General features: G+C 65.0%; 15 protein-coding genes. 11 read left to right on the forward strand and 4 right to left on the reverse strand.

What is annotated here, in order from left to right:
• Positions 1-40 precede the first annotated feature (40 nt).
• From HNR05_RS09485 to HNR05_RS09505, 5 genes are all read left to right on the forward strand, one after another.
• Complete coding sequence (locus tag HNR05_RS09485) at positions 41-1315, forward strand: glycosyltransferase (protein WP_343062541.1); 1275 nt, start codon at positions 41-43, stop codon at positions 1313-1315.
• On the forward strand, positions 1312-2043 hold the full coding sequence (locus tag HNR05_RS09490) for a PIG-L family deacetylase (RefSeq protein WP_179578786.1): 732 nt from the start codon (positions 1312-1314) through the stop codon (positions 2041-2043). Before HNR05_RS09485 ends, HNR05_RS09490 begins: the two co-directional genes overlap by 4 nt.
• A 126-nt stretch (positions 2044-2169) precedes the next feature.
• Positions 2170-3273, forward strand: coding sequence for a type I restriction endonuclease (locus tag HNR05_RS09495; RefSeq protein ID WP_179578787.1), 1104 nt, complete (start codon positions 2170-2172; stop codon positions 3271-3273).
• Between the two features lie 227 nt (positions 3274-3500).
• A complete protein-coding gene (locus HNR05_RS09500; RefSeq protein ID WP_179578788.1) occupies positions 3501-4688 on the forward strand; it encodes an ROK family transcriptional regulator in 1188 nt (395 codons plus the stop codon).
• 27 nt (positions 4689-4715) lie between these two features.
• Positions 4716-5753, forward strand: a complete 1038-nt coding sequence (locus HNR05_RS09505) for a Gfo/Idh/MocA family protein (protein ID WP_179578789.1) — start codon at positions 4716-4718, stop codon at positions 5751-5753.
• Positions 5754-5774: 21 nt separating this feature from the next.
• Here HNR05_RS09505 and HNR05_RS09510 read toward each other — a convergent pair whose 3' ends face one another.
• A complete protein-coding gene (locus tag HNR05_RS09510) occupies positions 5775-6779 on the reverse strand; it encodes an isopenicillin N synthase family dioxygenase (RefSeq protein ID WP_179578790.1) in 1005 nt (334 codons plus the stop codon).
• A 141-nt stretch (positions 6780-6920) separates the two neighbouring features.
• On the opposite strand from HNR05_RS09510, the gene HNR05_RS09515 reads away from it, so the two are divergent.
• From HNR05_RS09515 to HNR05_RS09540, 6 genes are all read left to right on the forward strand, one after another.
• A complete protein-coding gene (locus HNR05_RS09515) occupies positions 6921-8981 on the forward strand; it encodes a TPM domain-containing protein (protein WP_179578791.1) in 2061 nt (686 codons plus the stop codon).
• Between the two features lie 148 nt (positions 8982-9129).
• Positions 9130-9861, forward strand: coding sequence for a PspA/IM30 family protein (locus HNR05_RS09520; protein ID WP_179578792.1), 732 nt, complete (start codon positions 9130-9132; stop codon positions 9859-9861).
• Positions 9862-9923: 62 nt separating this feature from the next.
• The gene (locus HNR05_RS09525) at positions 9924-10571 is read left to right on the forward strand and encodes an NADPH-dependent F420 reductase (RefSeq protein WP_179580769.1); all 648 of its coding nucleotides are present in this window, start codon (positions 9924-9926) and stop codon (positions 10569-10571) included.
• A 45-nt stretch (positions 10572-10616) separates the two neighbouring features.
• Positions 10617-11486 (forward strand): arginase family protein, encoded by an 870-nt coding sequence (locus tag HNR05_RS09530; protein WP_218868858.1) that lies wholly within the window; start codon positions 10617-10619, stop codon positions 11484-11486.
• A 61-nt stretch (positions 11487-11547) separates the two neighbouring features.
• Complete coding sequence (locus tag HNR05_RS09535) at positions 11548-13014, forward strand: dihydrolipoyl dehydrogenase family protein (protein WP_179578794.1); 1467 nt, start codon at positions 11548-11550, stop codon at positions 13012-13014.
• Between the two features lie 4 nt (positions 13015-13018).
• Positions 13019-13378: a Fe-S oxidoreductase gene (locus HNR05_RS09540; RefSeq protein WP_179578795.1), complete on the forward strand. Its 360-nt coding sequence runs from the start codon at positions 13019-13021 to the stop codon at positions 13376-13378.
• Positions 13379-13442: 64 nt separating this feature from the next.
• Here HNR05_RS09540 and HNR05_RS09545 read toward each other — a convergent pair whose 3' ends face one another.
• The 3 genes from HNR05_RS09545 to HNR05_RS09555 all read right to left on the reverse strand — a co-directional run bounded on the left by HNR05_RS09545 (position 13443) and on the right by HNR05_RS09555 (position 17139).
• Positions 13443-14939, reverse strand: a complete 1497-nt coding sequence (locus tag HNR05_RS09545; RefSeq protein WP_179578796.1) for a catalase — start codon at positions 14937-14939, stop codon at positions 13443-13445.
• A gap of 46 nt (positions 14940-14985) precedes the next feature.
• Complete coding sequence (locus HNR05_RS09550; RefSeq protein WP_179578797.1) at positions 14986-15447, reverse strand: Fur family transcriptional regulator; 462 nt, start codon at positions 15445-15447, stop codon at positions 14986-14988.
• Between the two features lie 90 nt (positions 15448-15537).
• Positions 15538-17139: an HNH endonuclease signature motif containing protein gene (locus HNR05_RS09555; RefSeq protein WP_179578798.1), complete on the reverse strand. Its 1602-nt coding sequence runs from the start codon at positions 17137-17139 to the stop codon at positions 15538-15540.
• Positions 17140-17579 lie beyond the last annotated feature (440 nt).

The raw sequence follows: 17579 nt of genomic DNA on the forward strand, positions 1-17579 counted from the left end.
CGCACAGTTGGGCGATAAGCAGAGCGACTACGCTTTTCGCGTGCCCCTCTCGCCCGCTTCGCTTCGCATCGCCCTCGTTTCCCTCCATACTTCGCCCGGCGCCGAGCCCGGATCCGGTGACGCCGGCGGCATGAACGTCGTCGTGCGGCATCAGGCCGAGGCCCTGGGCGCGCTCGGTCACACCGTCGAGGTGCTCACCCGGCGCGTCAATCCGGCGGGGCCCGATTCCGAGCCGCTGGCTCCCGGCGTGACGTTACGCTTTCTCACTGCCGGCCCTGCGGCATCCATCGCCAAAGGCCAACACGAGAACTACATCGAGGAGTTTCGGATGCGGCTGGCTGAGCTGGGCCCCTACGACATCATTCATTCCCACCACTGGTTTTCAGGCATGGCGGCGCTGCCGCTCGCCCGTGAGCGCGGCATCCCGCACGTTCAAAGCTTCCACAGCATTGCGGCCGATCCGTCGACGCCGCTGTCGGAGGGCGAGCGCCCGGAATCTCGGGGGCGTCTGGCCGGCGAGGCCTGGCTGGCCCGGGAATCCGACCGCGTGGTGGCGATCAGCAACGCCGAAGCCGACACGGTTCTGCACCGGCTCGGTGGCCGAGCCGACCGCATTTCGGTCGTCTTTCCCGGCGTCGACGGAGTGCTGTTCCACCCGGTCACAGCAGCGCGATCCACAGCCGATTCGCCTGCAGATTCACCTGCCGATCGACCAGCCGATCCACCTGCCGATTCGACTACTGACCCCGGTTACGCGATCGTCGCGGCCCGTTTACAGCCCTTGAAGGGACTCGATTTGGCGATCGAGGCCATCGCCGAGGTCCCCGCCGAGATTCGTCCGCGACTGGTGATCTCGGGCGACGCGTCCGCCGACTTCGCCGGGTACATCGACGAGTTGCACGCGCTCGCGGCCCGACGCGGCATCGAGGGCGGCATCCGGTTCGTCGGCCCGCAATCGCGCGAGCACCTGGCGACTTTGCTGCGTGAAGCCCGACTGGTACTGGTGCCATCGCACTCAGAAACGTATGGTCTCGTGGCGTTGGAGGCCGCGGCCAGTGGGGTTCCCGTGATCGCATCGGCCTCCGGCGGGTTGCGGGAAGCCGTCGTCGATGGAGTCACGGGCCTCGTGCTCGACTCCCGTGACCCCGCAATCTGGGGCTCTGCAATTTCCGAGATCGTGACGGATGCCGCGCTCGCGCACCGTCTCGGGGGCGCCGCACGTGTGCGAGCCGAGCATCTCGATTGGCCGCTCTCGGCCGCTGCGCTGTTGGCCGTCTACCGCTCGCTGGTCACGTCGGACGTGGGCAACGCATGAACCTCCGGGCGGGCCTCGATCGGGTGTTGTTCGTGCATGCTCACCCCGATGATGAAACGATTTCGACCGGTGCGCTGATTGCCGAGCTGGCGGCACGAGGCACGCGAGTGGCGTTGTTGACCGCGACGCGGGGTGAGCGGGGCGAGGTCGTCGCCGGGCCGCTGTCGGCTCTTGAAGGCACCGACGCGCTCAGCATCCGGCGCGAACTCGAGTTGCGGCAGGCGAGCGAGGCCCTCGGCATCTCCGAGTCCTACTGGTTGGGCGAGCCCCCGGCTCGTGTCAGTGGATTGCCGCCGCGTCGCTACCAGGATTCGGGCATGACCTGGATTCGCGAGGGCTTGGCCGGACCGGCCGACGACGCCGGGCCGGCAGCGCTCACGACCGCTCCGCTGGCCGACGTCACCGCGGATGTCGCAGCCCTCATCGACTCGCTCCGCCCGGACCTCGTGATCAGCTACGACGACGGCGGCGGCTACGGACACCCTGACCACGTGCGCATGCACGACGCGGCATCGGCGGCGAGCCGAGCGCTGGGCGTCCCCTTCGCCGAGATCGTCGAGCAACGCACACTCGACGTGGAGTGGTTCGAACTCGCCCACCGCCGAGCGAGCGTGCTCGCGGCCCTCGGTTGTCATGCGACCCAGCTCACTGTCGACGGCACTGATATCGTGCACTCGGGTGGTCAGCGCCAGCCGATCCCTGTGGCGGTGGGTCTGCGCATCCGCTGACCCCGCACGGTCGAGTTGCCGCCGATTGGTTGCTTCGAGCTGAGGCTCGCGAAAACGGTCGTGTCTTCGCCGCCCGTTCGCACCGCCTATGAGAGCCTTGACTCTCGGCCGTTTCTTAGGGGAATCATGGAATTTGCAGAACTGCTCTCAGCGCTTGCGCTCAAGGTAAGAAATCAGAAGGATGCGATCCAAACTGAGGAAGCCACGAAGAATGCATTCATCATGCCATTCATCTCCACGATCCTTGGCTACGACGTTTTCAACCCCCTTGAAGTGGTTCCTGAATTCACTGCCGACGTCGGCGTTAAGCGCGGCGAGAAGGTTGACTACGCCATCCTGCGCGACGGCGAAGTTCAGATTCTGATCGAGTGCAAGAAGTCCACTGAAGCTCTGAAAATTGAACATGCATCTCAGCTGTTCCGTTACTTCGCCGTCACCAACGCCCGGATTGCCGTCTTGACCAACGGCGAGGTTTACCAGTTCTACACCGATCTTGATGCGCCGAACCGCATGGACGAGAAGCCATTCCTCGTGCTTGACCTCATGGACATCGACGAGAGCCTCATCCCCGAACTTCGGAAGCTCACCAAAGACGTCTTTGACCTCGACTCGATCATCAGCGCGGCCGAGGAACTCAAGTACATCGGCCAGATCAAGCGCACGATCGCTGCTCAGTTTCGGGCTCCTGAAGACGACTGGGTTCGTTTCTTCACGACACGGGCGTATGACGGCGCCTTTACACAGAAGATACGAGAGCAGTTCACTTCGTTGGTTTCGAAAGCTTCGAAGCAGTTCTTGAACGACCAAGTCAACGACAGGCTCAAGACTGCATTGGGCAGCTCCAACTTCGCTCCCACGGTTTCCGAGTCCGAGCAGGAGACGACTGTTATTAACAGTCGTGAGATCGCAGCAGCTGATCTGGATCGCGACACTGAAATCGAGACGACGCTTGAGGAGCTTGAGGGGTACCAGATCGTCAAAGCAATCGCCTGCAGCGAGGTGAAGCCTCACCGTGTCACCCATCGTGATGCAAAGTCATATTTCGCGGTGCTTCTTGATGACAACAATCGCAAGCCGATTGCACGACTTCACTTCAATGGGAAGAAGCAGAAGTACGTCGGGATCTTTGATAGCGCCAAGAATGAGACCCGGCATCCGATCGACTCGCTTGACGAGATCTATGCTCATGCTGCTGCCATTCGCGCGAGCATTCAAGGCCACGCCGAGTAGTCGCTTAGCCCGGGCGGAACGCACACGCTGGAGACCGTGAGGCACGTAGAAACAAACCTTTCTGGGAACAAATAGAGGTCGTTTTTGCGTACTCCAGTCCACTCAGACACTCTCACGTGAACTTTACGGGGCTGGATTCGTGAGGTCGGCTCGCACGCCGTCTAACCCGGAATCCCCCGCTCTTCAGCTAGATTGATCCCAGAAGAGCAATGAGTAGAAGAGGGCCCATGGCAGCGACATCCGCCCCCGGCACGCCGGCCTGGCTCGGCGCGTGGAATGATCGTGCCACCCTCTCTTTGCTGCTCGAGCACGGCCCGCTCGGCCGGGTGCGCATCGCTGAACTGGGCGAAATGTCAAAACCCACCGCGTCGCTGGTCGTGACCCGTCTCGAGAAGGCGGGATTGATTCGAGTCGACGGCGAGGTCACCGGCGGCCAGGGTCGCCCCTCGGTGACCTACGCGGCTCGCGCCGATCGTGTGCTCGGCGTTGCGATCGACATCGACGCGAAACGGATGCGCGCATGCCTGGTCGACGCACTGCGCACCGAACATGAGACCATCGAGATCGCCTTGCCGAGTTCCGTCGGCGAGCGCGACGCCGTTCGCGAGGTGCGGGAGGCCATCGCTGCGGCCTGCGCCCCCAGCGGAGCCGATCCGTCAATGGTGCGCAACGTCTGCATCGGCATGCAGGGTTACCTCGACAGCCACAACGACGACCAGCTCTTCACCGAGACTTTGCACGGCTGGCCGCGAAGCGGCGTGCGACAGCTTTTGAAAGACGAGCTGAACGTCGACGTGCAGATCGACAACGACGTCAACCTGGCGGCCGTCGCCGAACGTTCCTTTGGTGCCGGAGCCGACGCCAGCAACTTCGCGCTGCTCTGGCTCGGCAACGGCCTCGGAGCGGCCCTCGAATTGGACGGCAGCCTCCACCGCGGCTCGTTCGGCGGCGCCGGTGAAATCGGCTTTCTTCCCGCCCCGCACGCGCTCTATGGGCGTGACGGGCGGCCGGCTACCGACTTGCAGGGCCTCATGGGCGGCAAAGCGCTCGTGCGTCTGGCCCGCGAACATGGCGTGCACGGCCGCAACCTCACCGGCATCCTCGCCGCCTTGGCAACCAGCCCCGCGCGTGCAGCGGTCTTCGCAGAGTTGGCCCACCGGGTCGCCTTCGGCGTGATCCCGTTGCTGGCTGTCGTCGACCCTGAGCTCGTCGTTCTCGGCGGCCCCACCTGCCGGGCCGGCGGCGACGAACTGGCCGAACTCGTCTCTCAGCAAATCCGACGCACGAGTCGGTGGTCCCCCGTCGTGGCGGCCAGCACCGTCGTCGGCAACCCCATTCTGGCCGGGGCCCGCGAATTGCTCGTCGCCGCCGTGCGGAACGAGCTCCTGGGCAGCGTCGCCCGAATCACCACGTAACCAACACTCACAGCCGAGGACACCGACATGCCACTGGAATCCACCACGGATGCCGCATCACACCGCCGCGCGGTCGGCGTGATCGGCGCCGGCTTCCACGCCACCACGAACATCCTGCCGGCCTGCGTTCGTGCCGACGTGCAGATTCAGGGCATCGCCACGCGTGATATCGCCCGCTCAGCGGCAGCACTGCTGCAGTTCGGCTCAACCGGTACGCCGTTTGACAACGCATCTGCGCTCATAGCCGACCCCGCCATCGAGTCGGTCATCGTCGTCGCCCAGCCCGCCGACCAGGCCAGAATCAGCCTCGAAGCGATCCAAGCCGGACGCAACGTCTTCGCCGACAAGCCCCTCGGCTGGACGGCTGCGGAGGCGACCGAACTCGCCGACGCCGCCGACGCCGCCGGAGTCACGCTCATGGTCGGCTTCATGAAGCGGTATGCCCCGGTCTACGAGCAACTCGCCGGGCTCATCGCGGACGGCGAGCTCGGCGACATCCGTTCGTTCCATCTGGGTTTCGGCTGCGACAGCACAGCGTTTTGCGCGAACGAGGAGGAGTTTCTCAAGCTGGCCGCAATCCACGTGATCGATCTGGTGCGCGCTCTGTTCGGCGAGGTGACAGATGTCGCTGTTTCGTCGAGTTCGGTGGGCCGCGCAGTCTCGCTGGCGGTGCTGCTTGAGTTCGAATCCGGCGTCGTCGGGACCCTCGATCTGTCGGGCCTGCCGTCCTACTCGAGTGAGAGCGAACGCGTGCGCGTAACGGGCGAACACGGCTTCGCCGTCGTCGAGGATCTGGTGCGGCTCACCGTGCACACCAGTCGGCCTCACGTCGAGCCGACCTGGGCCAGCCTCAGCGAACACCGCACGGTGTTCACTCCTGCCGAAAGCGCGATGTCGGGTGGGGGGCGCGATCTACAGCTGCGCGGCTTCGTGGGCGAGATCGAGCATTTCATCGACGCGGTGCAGGGCGGCACGACACCGCGTAGCAGCGGGCGCGACAATGTGCTCACGATGCACCTTCTCGAGCTCATTCTTGCGAAGGCCCAGGCCGGTGGGATCACCTAGCAGTCTCAGCAGTTGAGGCCGTTACGTGAGCAGGTCGGCGTGGTACTTCGCAGCCACGTCAGGATGTGCGCGCAACCGATAACGCAACACGTTCTCCCCGTAGGTCTCAAGAATCGGGCTGTTCGAGGGGTCGACCGAGAGGCCCCGCGCCGCTCCTGCCTGTTCCTCAGCGAGCGCGAGCTGCGGCATCACGGTGTCGAGGGCCGGGCTGAAAAAGAACGGTATCGAAATGCGGTCGGTACCGATCTTCGGCGACACGACCCGGTGCAGAGTGGCCTTGAGATACCCGTTCGTTGCAAGTTCCAGCATCTCGCCGATGTTCACGACGAAGGCGCCGGGCAACGCCGGAGCATCGATCCAGGTGCCGTTGAGTTCGACCTGCAAGCCGCCCTTGCCCGGTTCAACGAAAAGCAGGGTCAGCACGCCACCATCTCGATGCGCCCCCACGCCCTGCTGAGGTTCCTCATCGGATTCGCCGGGGTAACGCACCACCTTGGTGAGCGAGAAAGGTCGCGCGAACGCCTCGTCGAAGACGTCCTCCGGGGCGCCGAGGGCGACCGCCCACGCTCGCATAAGTTTCACGGCCACCGCGCTGAGCTCGGAATTCCAACGGTTCATCACGTCGGCGAACTCCGGCAAACGAGCGGGCCACAGGTTGGGGCCTTCCAAACGCCAGTAGTCCGCGGTACCCGGTGTGGGAGGCACGACCTCACCCTCGACGCCGATGTCGATCTGCTCACGCCAGTCGACATCACCGTGCGTCAGCTCGCCGCCCACTCGGGTGTAGCCACGAAACTGTGGGCTGTTAATGTTCTCGATTGCCAGTTTCTCGGCCGCGGGCAGTTCAAAGAACCGCCGCGAGACGTCGAGCACCTCGTCGATGAAAGATTGCTCGATGCCATGCCCGACCAGCAAGAAGAATCCCACCTCATGCGTCACCCGACACAGTTCGACCCGAAAAGCAGAGGCTTCCGCTTCGCCGGAATCCAGTTCGGAGAGATCAAGAATGGGCAGTGATTCGTTCATGCCGAGAGTCAAACATGCTCGCTGGCACACGAGCACTTTGTTACGCCAGACGAATGGTTGAGTTCACACCACTTTCCTAGACTGAGAATTCAGCGGGCTCTAAGCTCGGCACCACACGGTTTTTTGCACGAAGGTGGGTCTATGCGAGCTCGATCACTGGTGGGCGCGGTGTTCCTCCTCGCCGCCCTGACCCTCGCGGCACCCACTATCGCCCACGCTGAGAGCCCCGTCACATTCGGTTCCAGCCACATCGTCGATACGGTCGGCGCCCTCGGCGACCGGAACGACGAGGTCGTAGCCGCCATCGACACGCTCGCCGCCGAGACCGGCACCGACCTCTTCGTGGTCTACGTCGACAGCTTCACCGGCGTCTCAGATCGCCAGGAGTGGGCAGACCAGACGGCCGACAAGAATGGTCTGGGTACCAATGATGTGCTGCTCGCCGTCGCCACGAAGTCACGGCAGTACCAGCTGTCTGCAGCCCCTGACTTTCGGCTGACGGATGCCCAACTCAGCGCCGTCGAGTCCGTCGCCATCGAACCACCCCTTCGCCAGAGCGATTGGGCGGGCGCCGCTCTCGGTGCGGCCAGCGGCCTGACCGAGAGTCTGCAGGGCCAGCCGGTGACGACGCCGCAGATCATCCCGGGCGACGCCACCCCCAGCAGCGGCGGCGGAGGCGGCGGGAACGTTCTGACGATCGGGCTGATCGTCGCCGTCATTCTCGTCGCCGGCATCCTGTTCTTTGTACTCCGCTCCAAGAAACGCGGTGCCGCAAGCCGGGGGCCGGCCGGCGCCGGAACAACCGCCGTCGTGCCGACCGCCCAACTCAAACAGCAGGCAGGGAGTGCGCTGGTTCAAACGGATGACGCGGTCAAGACGAGCGGTCAGGAACTCGGTTTCGCCATCGCCCAGTACGGCGACGACGCGACGGCAGCCTTCCAGGATGCACTCACCGCGGCGACGGCCACCCTCCGCCAGGCCTTCACCCTGCAGCAGAAACTCGACGATTCAGTGCCCGACACCGAGCAGCAGCAGCGCGACTGGTACGCCGAGATCGCGGCGCTCTGCGCCCAGGCGAATGCGGTGCTCGACGAGCAGGCGGCCGATTTCGACGCTCTCCGCCAGCTGGAGAAAAATGCGCCCGCCGCTGCCGCCGCAACAGCCTCCGCGGCGACTGCGGCCGACGCGCGTCTCGCGAATGCCGAGGCACGTCTGTCCGATCTGGCCTCGCGATACACGGCGGCCAGCATCGCCACGGTGGCCGACAATCCGGTCCAGGCCCGGGAACGCCTCGCGTTTGCGGCGAACGCCCTCGACGAGGCGAACAGCCGGCTCGCTGCCGGCGACACCGCGTCGGCAGCCGTCGGCATTCGGGCGGCCGAGGAATCCGTCGCTCAAGCGAGACTTCTCCTCGACGCGATCGACCGTTTGGGCGACGATCTGCAGCAGGCAGCGTCAACGGTGACAGCGGCACTCGCTGACCTTGAGACCGATCTCGTGACCGCGCGTTCGGTGCCGGTCACCGACGGTGCCTCCGCCAGCTTGCCCGGTGTCATCGCCCAGACCGAGCAGACAGTGGCGACAGCCACTGCTCGCTTGGAGGCCGGCCCGATCAACCCGATCGAACTCGTGCAGCTACTCGACGCCGCGAATACCCCGATGGATGCCGCATTGCAGGGCGTGCGAGATGCCGCTGCACAGCTGCAGCGGGCCCAGGCCGCGCTGAGCCAAACGCTGCTTGCCGCACGTAGCCAGGTGTCGGCGGCCGAGGATTTCATCACCGCACGACGCGGCGCGGTCGGTGCAGAGGCGCGCACCCGGCTGGCCGAAGCCGGGCGCCTTGTCGTGCAGGCCGATTCCCTGGCACAGAGTGACCCGCCGACGGCTCTCGCCGCAGCCCAGCGGGCCGATTCGTTGGCCGCCGACGCGATTCGACTGGCGCAAAACGATGTCAACGGATTCGGCGCGGGCGGCGGGTTGGGTGGCCTGCTGGGAGGCGCATCCGGTTCCTCCGGAAGCGGAAGCGGCACCATGGGTGCGGTGCTCGGCGGCATCCTGATCAGTTCCTTACTTAACGGCGGCGGGGGCGGCGGAGGTGGCGGCATGTTTGGCGGAGGATCGCGCAGTAGCGGCTCGCGCAGCGCCGGCAGCTTCGGCGGATCCGGCACCCGCTCGCGTCGTGGAGGCGGGGGCCGATTCTAAATTCCGCAGCCCACCCCACCCCACTGGCCCACCTACTGACCCACACACGGACCCACACACGGACCCACACCGTGCCACTCACCCCGGCGTAATTCATCACATCGACCTCACATAACCCTCGCATCACCCTCGAAAGGACACCACCGCAATGACGAAACAGTCCATCTTTGGCCGCATCTCCCAGCTGGCGAAGGCAAACATCAACGCCATGCTCGACTCCGCCGAAGACCCCAAGCTCATGCTCGACCAGATGGTGCGCGACTACACAGCCAGCATCGCCGACGCCGAGAGCGCCATCGCCGAAACCATCGGCAATCTGCGCCTGCTCGAAGACGACTACCGCGAAGACGTGGAAGCAGCGAAGGAGTGGGGCGGCAAGGCGCTCGCGGCCAGCCGTAAGGCCGACGAGTTGCGCTCGGCCGGCAATGCCACGGATGCCGACAAATTCGACAACCTCGCCAAAGTGGCACTCGGCCGTCAGCTGCAGTCCGAGAAGGAAGCAAAGACCGCCGAACCGCAAATCGCGTCGCAGACCCAGGTCGTCGACCAGCTGAAAAACGGCCTCAATGCCATGAAGACCAAGCTCGGTCAGCTCGCGTCGAAGCGTGACGAGTTGATCGCCCGCTCGAAGTCCGCCGCCGCACAGGCCCAGGTGATGGATGCCGTCAAGAGCATCGACCTCATGGATCCCACCAGCGAGGTCAGCCGGTTCGAAGACAAGATCCGCCGCGAAGAGGCCAAGGTGCGCGGGGCCAGCGAACTCGCTGCATCCAGCCTCGACGCCCAGTTCGAAAGCCTCGAGGATCTCGGCGAACTGACCGAGGTCGACGCCCGCCTTGCCGCGTTGAAGAGCGGACAGGCCGCGGCCATCGACCAGTAGAACTCATTCAACATATGAGAGCCGACGGGAACATCCCGTCGGCTCTCATCGTTGTCACCACCATGACAACTTTGGGATTAATTGGTGCCGGTCAGATCGGCAGTCAACTCGCACGACTCGGTGTGGCCAACGGCTACGACGTGATTGTGAGTAATTCGCGCGGCCCTGAGACTCTTCGGGATCTCGTCGCCGAACTCGGGCCGCACGCTCGCGCTGCGACAGCAGCCGAAACCGCGGCACAGGCCGACCTCGTCGTCGTGACGATTCCGTTGAAAGATATCGACGATCTGCCGGTGGCCGAGCTCGCCGAAAAAGTCGTGATCGACACGAACAACTACTACCCTCAGCGCGACGGTGACATTGAAGCCCTCGAGAATGAGTCAACGACCACCGCCGAGTTGCTGCAGCGGCTTCTGCCCACCTCGAAGGTGGTGAAGGCGTTCAACCACATTTATGCCTCGACACTCACCGAAGACGGTCAGCCGGCGGGAACCGAGAACCGGCGTGCTTTGATCGTGGCCGGCGACGACTCCACGGCCAAGCAAACGGTGACCGACCTGATCGACACCTTCGGCTTCGACGTCGTCGATCTGGGCCCCCTCGCCGAGGGCTGGCGCATTCAGCGTGACACGCCCGGCTACGGGTTGCGGCTGAACCGAGCTGAACTCACGGATGCCGCGGCGAGTGCGAAACGCTATCGCGACATGTAGTACCCGCCGTCATCTCACGTGGGCATCTCGTGATGGCATCTCGTGATGGCTCCGCGCCGCTTCGCAGAGCATACTGAGGGGGTGCCTCCCACTTTCGTAGTTGTGCCGCAATGGCAAGGTTCTGTGTCCGAGCGCGCCATGCGCCTGTGCGACGGGGCGGAGGCGATTCGGGGAGATCTTCCGGCTTCGGCGACGCGCACCGTCGACGTCCCCGTCGAGGCGGGTGATTCAGAGAACACCTCGGTCAACCGCTTTTCCAGCCTGCTTCAGGTGCGCGAAGGCCACGCCGCAGCGTTGCGGGCGGCCGATGACTGGGTGCTCACGATCGGCGGCGACTGCGGAGTCTCACTCACCGCCGTCGAGCACGCCTCGAAGCAGCATCCGGGCACACTTGCCGTGGTCTGGCTCGACGCTCACCCCGACCTGCACACGCCCGAGTCGTCGCCCTCTGGCGCCTTCTCCGGCATGGTGTTGCGAGCAATCAGCGGCGAGGGAGCCGAACGCTTGGCACTCAGCCCGGCGGTGGCCGTGCCGCTCGAGAGAGTCGTGCTCGCCGGCGCTCGTGACATCGACCCGGCTGAGGACGCGCTGATTCGGGACCGCGCGATTCCGGTGCTCGACGTCGAAAGCGCCGACTTCGCGGTCAAGCTCACTGACGCTGTGCGTCACGCCGGTGCCTCCGCGGTCTACCTGCACATCGACCTCGATGTTCTCGATCCATCTGCTCTGTCCGGACTGGCCAATCCGGTGCCGTTCGGAATCACGATCGAGGGGCTGACCGCAGCGATCACTGCTCTGCGTGCCCAGTTCCCGCTCGCCGGTGCCACGATCGCCGGCTTCGCTCCGGTCTCACCGGAAGCAGCGTCTGACGATCTTTCTCCCATCTTGCGCATCATCGGGGCCCTGACCCGCTGAGCCACTGCAGAACTGTGCCACTGCACCACCCGAGGAATGCCGGCAACGGAAGGCGAACGCAATGCAGCCCCAGAACTACGACCTCATCGTGATCGGCGGCGGTTCCTCCGCCGAGAACGTCGCCGACCGCGCCGTGCAGGGCGGTTTGACCGCCCTGATCGTCGAAAGCGAGCTCGTCGGCGGGGAATGCTCGTACTGGGCGTGTATGCCGTCGAAGGCGTTGATCAGGGTTGGCACCGCACTTTCGGCAGCTCGCCGGGTGCCCGGAGCGGCAGAAGCCGTGCAGACCGGCCCTCACGTGGCAGCCGCTCTGAGCCGACGCGACACGATTGCAAATGCCTGGTCAGACTCCGGCCAACTGCGTTGGTTGGCATCCGCTGGTATCGATCTTCTGCGCGGCCACGGGAGGCTGAGTGGAGTGCGCGAGGTCACGGTGACGGCGAAGGACGGGAGCACCACGGTGCTCACCGCCAACCATGCCGTTGCGCTCTGCACGGGGTCGGCGGCTCTGCTCCCGAGCATTCCCGGACTGGCCGAGAGTGCCCCGTGGACGAGTCGCGAGGCGACGAGTGCGCACCAGGTTCCCGCCAGCCTGGCCATCATCGGCGGCGGCGTCGTCGCCGCCGAGATGGCCACCGCCTACAGTGGGCTCGGCGCATCCGTCACGCTGATCGCCCGGAGCGGACTGTTGACTCGGTTCGAGCCCTTCGCCGGCGAACTGGTCACGAACGCCCTCCGTGAGAGCGGCGTCACGGTTCTCACCGACGTGACCACGACCCAGGCCAGTCGAACGTCCGCGGGCGAGGTGCAGCTCCGTCTCAGTGACGGCAGTGACGTCACCACGACCAAGGTGTTGGTCGCCACCGGTCGCGCTCCGCGCACCACGGATCTGGGGCTTGAGACCATTGGGCTGCCGGGTGGCGACTGGCTGGGCGTGGACGATACCCTGCTCGTGCAGGGCGGCTCCCCCGATCTCACCGGCGCGTGGCTCTATGCGATCGGCGATGTCAACGGACGCGCACTTCTCACCCACCAGGGCAAGTACCAAGCGCGGGCGGCCGGCGATGTAATTGCCGCCCGCGCCAACGGAACCCGCGTCGACGATGCACCGTGGGGCACACACGTTGCCACGGCCGATCACTCCGCCGTTCCCCAGGTCACCTTCACCGATCCTGAAGTCGCATCGGTCGGGCTCACGGTCGCCGATGCTGAAATCGCGGGGTATCGCATCCGCGTACTGGATTACGATCTCAGCTGGTTGGGTGGGTCCACGGTGCTCGCCGACGGCTACGTGGGGCACGCCCGCATCGTGGTTGATGAAGAACGTCACGTGTTGCTCGGAGCAACGTTCGTGGGTCAGGATGTCGCGGAGTTGCTGCACGCGGCGACGATTGCCATCGTCGGCGAGGTTCCACTCGAGCGGCTCTGGCACGCTGTGCCCAGCTACCCGACGCTCAGCGAGGTGTGGTTGCGGTTGCTCGAGGAGTACGGGCGTCCAATGCCCGACGGCGACAACGGCCTACGCTGAGTAGGTGCGCAGCATCTTGTTCGATTCTCCCCTCAGCCGGGTCGGCTATCTCTACGCGACAGCCGTGGGAATCATCTGGGGGTCGATCTGGAGCACCGGTCGAGTGGAACGCCGAGGCGGCCTGATCATCTTTCGCGGCATGCCGAAATGGGCCTTTGGCCGTGGCGGCTCGTGCGTCGGGGGTTGCTACCTCACCAACCAGAACGTGTCTGACGATGTGCTCGAGCACGAAGCAATCCATAAACGTCAATGGCAACGCTACGGGATGGTCTTCCCGCTGCTCTACCTGATCGCGGGGCGTAACCCGTTGAAAAACCGGTGGGAGATCGAGGCCGGTCTCGAAAAGGGCGGGTACCTGCGATAGCCGGTCACCCACAGAGCCCGCCCAGACAGCGTCTGGACGGGCTCTGTCGATCTGCGCGTTGTTATTACTCGGCGACGCCGACGTATTCGGCTTCTCCATCGACGGTTTCCGCGCCGCCCGTTGCGAGGTTCGCGCGCAGGCTCGCACCGAGTTCGGCGTCAACACTCGTCCAGTACCAGATTGCGCGCTCGCGCACCTCGGGACGGGTTACCCCGCTGACGGCACCCGTGATGGTCTCGAGGAAGCGTGCCTTGGCCGCGTCGTCGAAGACCTCACGGTAGAGCGTTCCAGCCTGGCCGAAGTCGCTGTCGTCCGAACGCAGCTTCGCCGCAGCACGCACCAGCTCGCCGTCGCTCTCCCAGCTACCGGCACCGGCTGCCGCAGCATCCGCGACGGGGCCACCGAGCGAGTTCGGAGCGTAGACAGGTGCCGTCGTGGCGTTGAAGCCGTGACGGGCTGAGCCGTCCTGTGAGTAGTTGTTGACGGGCGACTTCGGTGCGTTCACCGGAATCTGGTTGTAGTTCGTGCCCACGCGGTAGCGCTGCGCATCGGGGTAGCTGAACACACGAGCCATCAGCATCTTGTCGGGGCTGATGTCGATGCCCGGAACCGTGTTGGCCGGCGAGAATGCGGCCTGCTCGATCTCGGCGAAGAAGTTCTCGGGGTTGCGGTTCAGGGTGTGCGTCCCGACCTTGATCAGCGGGTAGTCCGCGTGCGGCCAGACCTTGGTGATATCGAACGGGTTGAAGCGGTAGGTCTTGCCGTCTTCATACGGCATGACCTGAACGTGCACGTCCCACGACGGGAAGTTGCCGGCCTCGATGGCCTCGTACAGGTCGCGACGGTAGTAGTCGGCGTCGGCACCGGCGATGAGCTCGGCCTCGGAGCCACCCATCTCGACGTTGCCCTGGTTGGAGGTGAAGTGGTACTTGACCCAGAAGCGCTCACCGGCGGCGTTGATCCACTGGTAGGTGTGCGAACCGAAGCCGGGCATTTCGCGCCAGGAGCGCGGCAGGCCTCGGTCACCCATCAAGTAGGTGACCTGGTGTGCGGATTCCGGCGAGAGGGTCCAGAAGTCCCACTGCATGTTGGCGTCGCGCAGGCCCGAGCCCGGCAGACGCTTCTGCGAGTGGATGAAGTCGGGGAACTTGATCCCATCGCGAATGAAGAACACCGGGGTGTTGTTTCCGACGATGTCGTAGTTGCCCTCGTCGGTGTAGAACTTCACCGAGAAGCCACGCACGTCGCGCCAGGTGTCGGGAGAGCCCTGCTCGCCGGCAACACTGGAGAAGCGCTGCAGGGTTTCGGTCACAGCGCCCGGCTGGAACACCGCGGCACGGGTGTACATCGACACGTCGTCGGTGACCTCGAACGTACCGAATGCTCCGCCGCCCTTGGCGTGAACAATGCGCTCCGGGATACGCTCGCGGTTGAACTGAGCCAGCTTTTCGACCAGGTAACGGTCGTGCAGCGCGGTGGCGCCCTCGGTGCCGCTGGTCAGCGAGTGGTCGTCGCTCGGAACGGGAGTTCCAGTCTGGGTGGTGGTCGGTTCGGCAGTCATTCTGCTCCTACTTGTTGATCGAAATGGGACGGATATGCGTACGAGTTCAGGCTGAGGTCGCGGCTTGGCACGAGGCACACAGACCCCAGAAGGTAACCTCGGCCTCGTGCACCACAAAGCCTGCCGCTGATCCTGTCGACTGTGCCGGGGTCAGACAGGGGGCCTCGCCCACGGCGCAATCGACGTCATGCACCGCAGTGCAGCGGGTGCAGACGAGATGGTGATGGTTGTCACCGACACGGCGCTCGTAGAGTGCGGCCGAACCGGCCGGCTCGATGCGTCGCACCAGGCCTGCAGCGGTGAAGGCCGCAAGCACACCATAGACGGCTTGCATCGAGGTGGCCGGCAATTCGCGACTCACGGCCTCGAACATCACCTCGGCGCTTGAGTGCGGACGGGTCGATAACGCGGCTAAGACGGCCAACCGAGTCGCGGTGACCTTGAGGTCGACGGCATGGATGCTGTCGGCGAACGAGTCTGCCGGCTGCCTTTCCTCTACCGTCTTCATTCCCCCAGAGTATCAAGTTGTTTTGATGAACTCAAGACAACCCCCCGCTTGGCGCGCCGCCTTCAGAGAGGAAGTTGCTCTTACTGCGCGTCAGTCGCGGCGGTGGGTGTCGGTGCGGTGCCGGTTGGCGTCGCGCCAGGTGCGGCTCGGGTCGATCCAGGCCGGTGCCTTCACCTGGGGGCGGCCGTTGACCATGAGGATCTCCCAGCCGGACGTTTCGATGGTGTGATGATGTCGCCAACACAACGCCACACCATTGTCGACCTCGGTAACGCCACCTTTGCTCCAGGGGATCACGTGATGAAACTCGAGCCACTGTGCGGGGGCATCACAGCCGGGAACGCCGCAGCCGCCGTCGCGGGCGAGGATCGCCCGGCGTTGGGCACGGTTGAACAGTCGTTGCGGATCGGTCAGCGTCAGAACCTCACCATTCGGACCGAACAGAACCGTTTGGGTGCCTCCGGCACACATCATCTGATCCACCGTGCGAAGCGAGATCGGGGCGTCGACGCCATCGATCCAGCCGACACCACGACCGGCTTCAATATCGTTCACGTTCACATGCACCACCACCGTCGGCGGTGCACCACCAATGCTGGGCGTGCTGTCGGCCTGGGCCAGCTGGGTGAACATGCCGCGCAGAATATCGGCCCGCTTCTCACCAGCGGTGCGGGTGTCGACGTCATCGAACTCATGCCCGGCCAACCCGGGAAGAGGAGCCTCGGCTGAGGCTGGACCCTGACCGTGGTCGTCATGGTCACGGTCGTGGTCGTGGTCGTCGTTCAGGTCTTGTCCGTCTAGCTCGGCGCGGTCGTCGCGTGCCTGGTCGCGGGCTTGCTCGGCGGCCGTCGGAAACGCGGGAGTCTTTCGGGCGGCAATGAACGCGTCGAAGGTGAGGTTCATGATTCCGTACAGATCAGGAGTCACCCCGCCCCGCACCGGATACACACCGTCTTTGAAACGGCCGAAACTGATCGTGCTCGTCGCCTCAACCTCGACCTCATTCGGCGCCACCCCGTCGGGGTCCAGCGCCGCCTGCCACTGCAACATCTGCACCCGCATCGAGTCCGCCGAGAACGCAAAGCCCGCGCCCGGCTCACCCTCATTCTCAGCCGTAATCGTGCCCGTCGCCGCTCCCACCAGAGCGCGTTCCGCAGCCGCAAGATCATCGGGGGCAACGCGCGGGGAGATCTCGGCCAGACCGGACATGATCACCTCCGCCGCATCCACCCCCAGCAAGCCCGAAGCGACCGCGGCACCCACCGTGGGGAACAGTGCGGGGATGATCGTGCCGACGTGTTGCGTGTCCCGCATTCGCAGGCCGAGGGCGCTGCGCCGTTTCGCTTCCCGGCCGGAGATTCGGGTGACCCGGGTGATCAGGTCGATGCCACTGGTGCAGCCCCGCTTCGCCGCGAGGGAGTCCCGGCCCAGCCACCGGCCGGAGCGTTCCTCGACCGTCGCCGCCACAGCCACCCGGCCGGCATCAACCAGCCGGCCCACACCCTCGAACGCACCGAGCACCCCGAGGAGGTCGTCGTCGGTGAACCGGTCGGGGCTGACGGTGCCGAGCACTGCCAGAGAAGAGCGGGCCTGTTCGACCGCCGCCAGCACCATGGCCGCGGTCGGTGCCGACGCACCCGAGGCGGGTGTCGGCTCCGAGGCGGAGACGGGGGGTGGGGAGGTGATTGACATAGCTCTATTCTCCCAAAGAACGAACACGATTACGAGCTTTTCTCAGTATCGGTGCATAAGTGATCGAAACTGCATCTGTGGAGGGATCGAGAACTTGAACCGGCCGAGACCTCGGCCATGGGTCTCGAGGGTGGCTCGCGGGATCTCGACACGCTCGATCAGCGGAAGGGTAAGGACTCGATTACCGAACCGTGGGTCGAGCGTGCCGAGACCTTGGTCCCCCAGTTTCGAGGTCGGCTGACGGGATCTCGACACGCTCGATCAGCGGAGTGGGCTGGATCTGCGGAGGGGTGCGGGATCGCGCGACAATCCGTGGGTCGAGCTTGTCGAGACCCCGCCCCTGGTCTCGAGGGTGGCTCGCGGGATCTCGACAGGCTCGATCAGCGGGGCGGGCTCGATCAGCGGGGCGGGCTCGATCAACGGGGCGGCCTCGATCTGTG

Source organism: Leifsonia psychrotolerans, from assembly GCF_013410665.1.
In the GTDB taxonomy this organism is placed as follows: domain Bacteria; phylum Actinomycetota; class Actinomycetes; order Actinomycetales; family Microbacteriaceae; genus Cryobacterium; species Cryobacterium psychrotolerans_A.

Excerpts from the sequence above, each read along its gene's own strand:
- HNR05_RS09520 (WP_179578792.1), top strand. The coding sequence starts at position 9,130 with ATGACGAAACAGTCCATCTTTGGCCGCATCTCCCAGCTGGCGAAGGCA.
- HNR05_RS09515 (WP_179578791.1), top strand. The coding sequence starts at position 6,921 with ATGCGAGCTCGATCACTGGTGGGCGCGGTGTTCCTCCTCGCCGCCCTG.
- HNR05_RS09550 (WP_179578797.1), bottom strand. The coding sequence starts at position 15,447 with ATGAAGACGGTAGAGGAAAGGCAGCCGGCAGACTCGTTCGCCGACAGC.
- HNR05_RS09545 (WP_179578796.1), bottom strand. The coding sequence starts at position 14,939 with ATGACTGCCGAACCGACCACCACCCAGACTGGAACTCCCGTTCCGAGC.
- HNR05_RS09495 (WP_179578787.1), top strand. The coding sequence starts at position 2,170 with ATGGAATTTGCAGAACTGCTCTCAGCGCTTGCGCTCAAGGTAAGAAAT.
- HNR05_RS09525 (WP_179580769.1), top strand. The coding sequence starts at position 9,924 with ATGACAACTTTGGGATTAATTGGTGCCGGTCAGATCGGCAGTCAACTC.
- HNR05_RS09490 (WP_179578786.1), top strand. The coding sequence starts at position 1,312 with ATGAACCTCCGGGCGGGCCTCGATCGGGTGTTGTTCGTGCATGCTCAC.
- HNR05_RS09505 (WP_179578789.1), top strand. The coding sequence starts at position 4,716 with ATGCCACTGGAATCCACCACGGATGCCGCATCACACCGCCGCGCGGTC.
- HNR05_RS09555 (WP_179578798.1), bottom strand. The coding sequence starts at position 17,139 with ATGTCAATCACCTCCCCACCCCCCGTCTCCGCCTCGGAGCCGACACCC.
- HNR05_RS09530 (WP_218868858.1), top strand. The coding sequence starts at position 10,617 with ATGGCTCCGCGCCGCTTCGCAGAGCATACTGAGGGGGTGCCTCCCACT.
- HNR05_RS09535 (WP_179578794.1), top strand. The coding sequence starts at position 11,548 with ATGCAGCCCCAGAACTACGACCTCATCGTGATCGGCGGCGGTTCCTCC.
- HNR05_RS09500 (WP_179578788.1), top strand. The coding sequence starts at position 3,501 with ATGGCAGCGACATCCGCCCCCGGCACGCCGGCCTGGCTCGGCGCGTGG.
- HNR05_RS09510 (WP_179578790.1), bottom strand. The coding sequence starts at position 6,779 with ATGAACGAATCACTGCCCATTCTTGATCTCTCCGAACTGGATTCCGGC.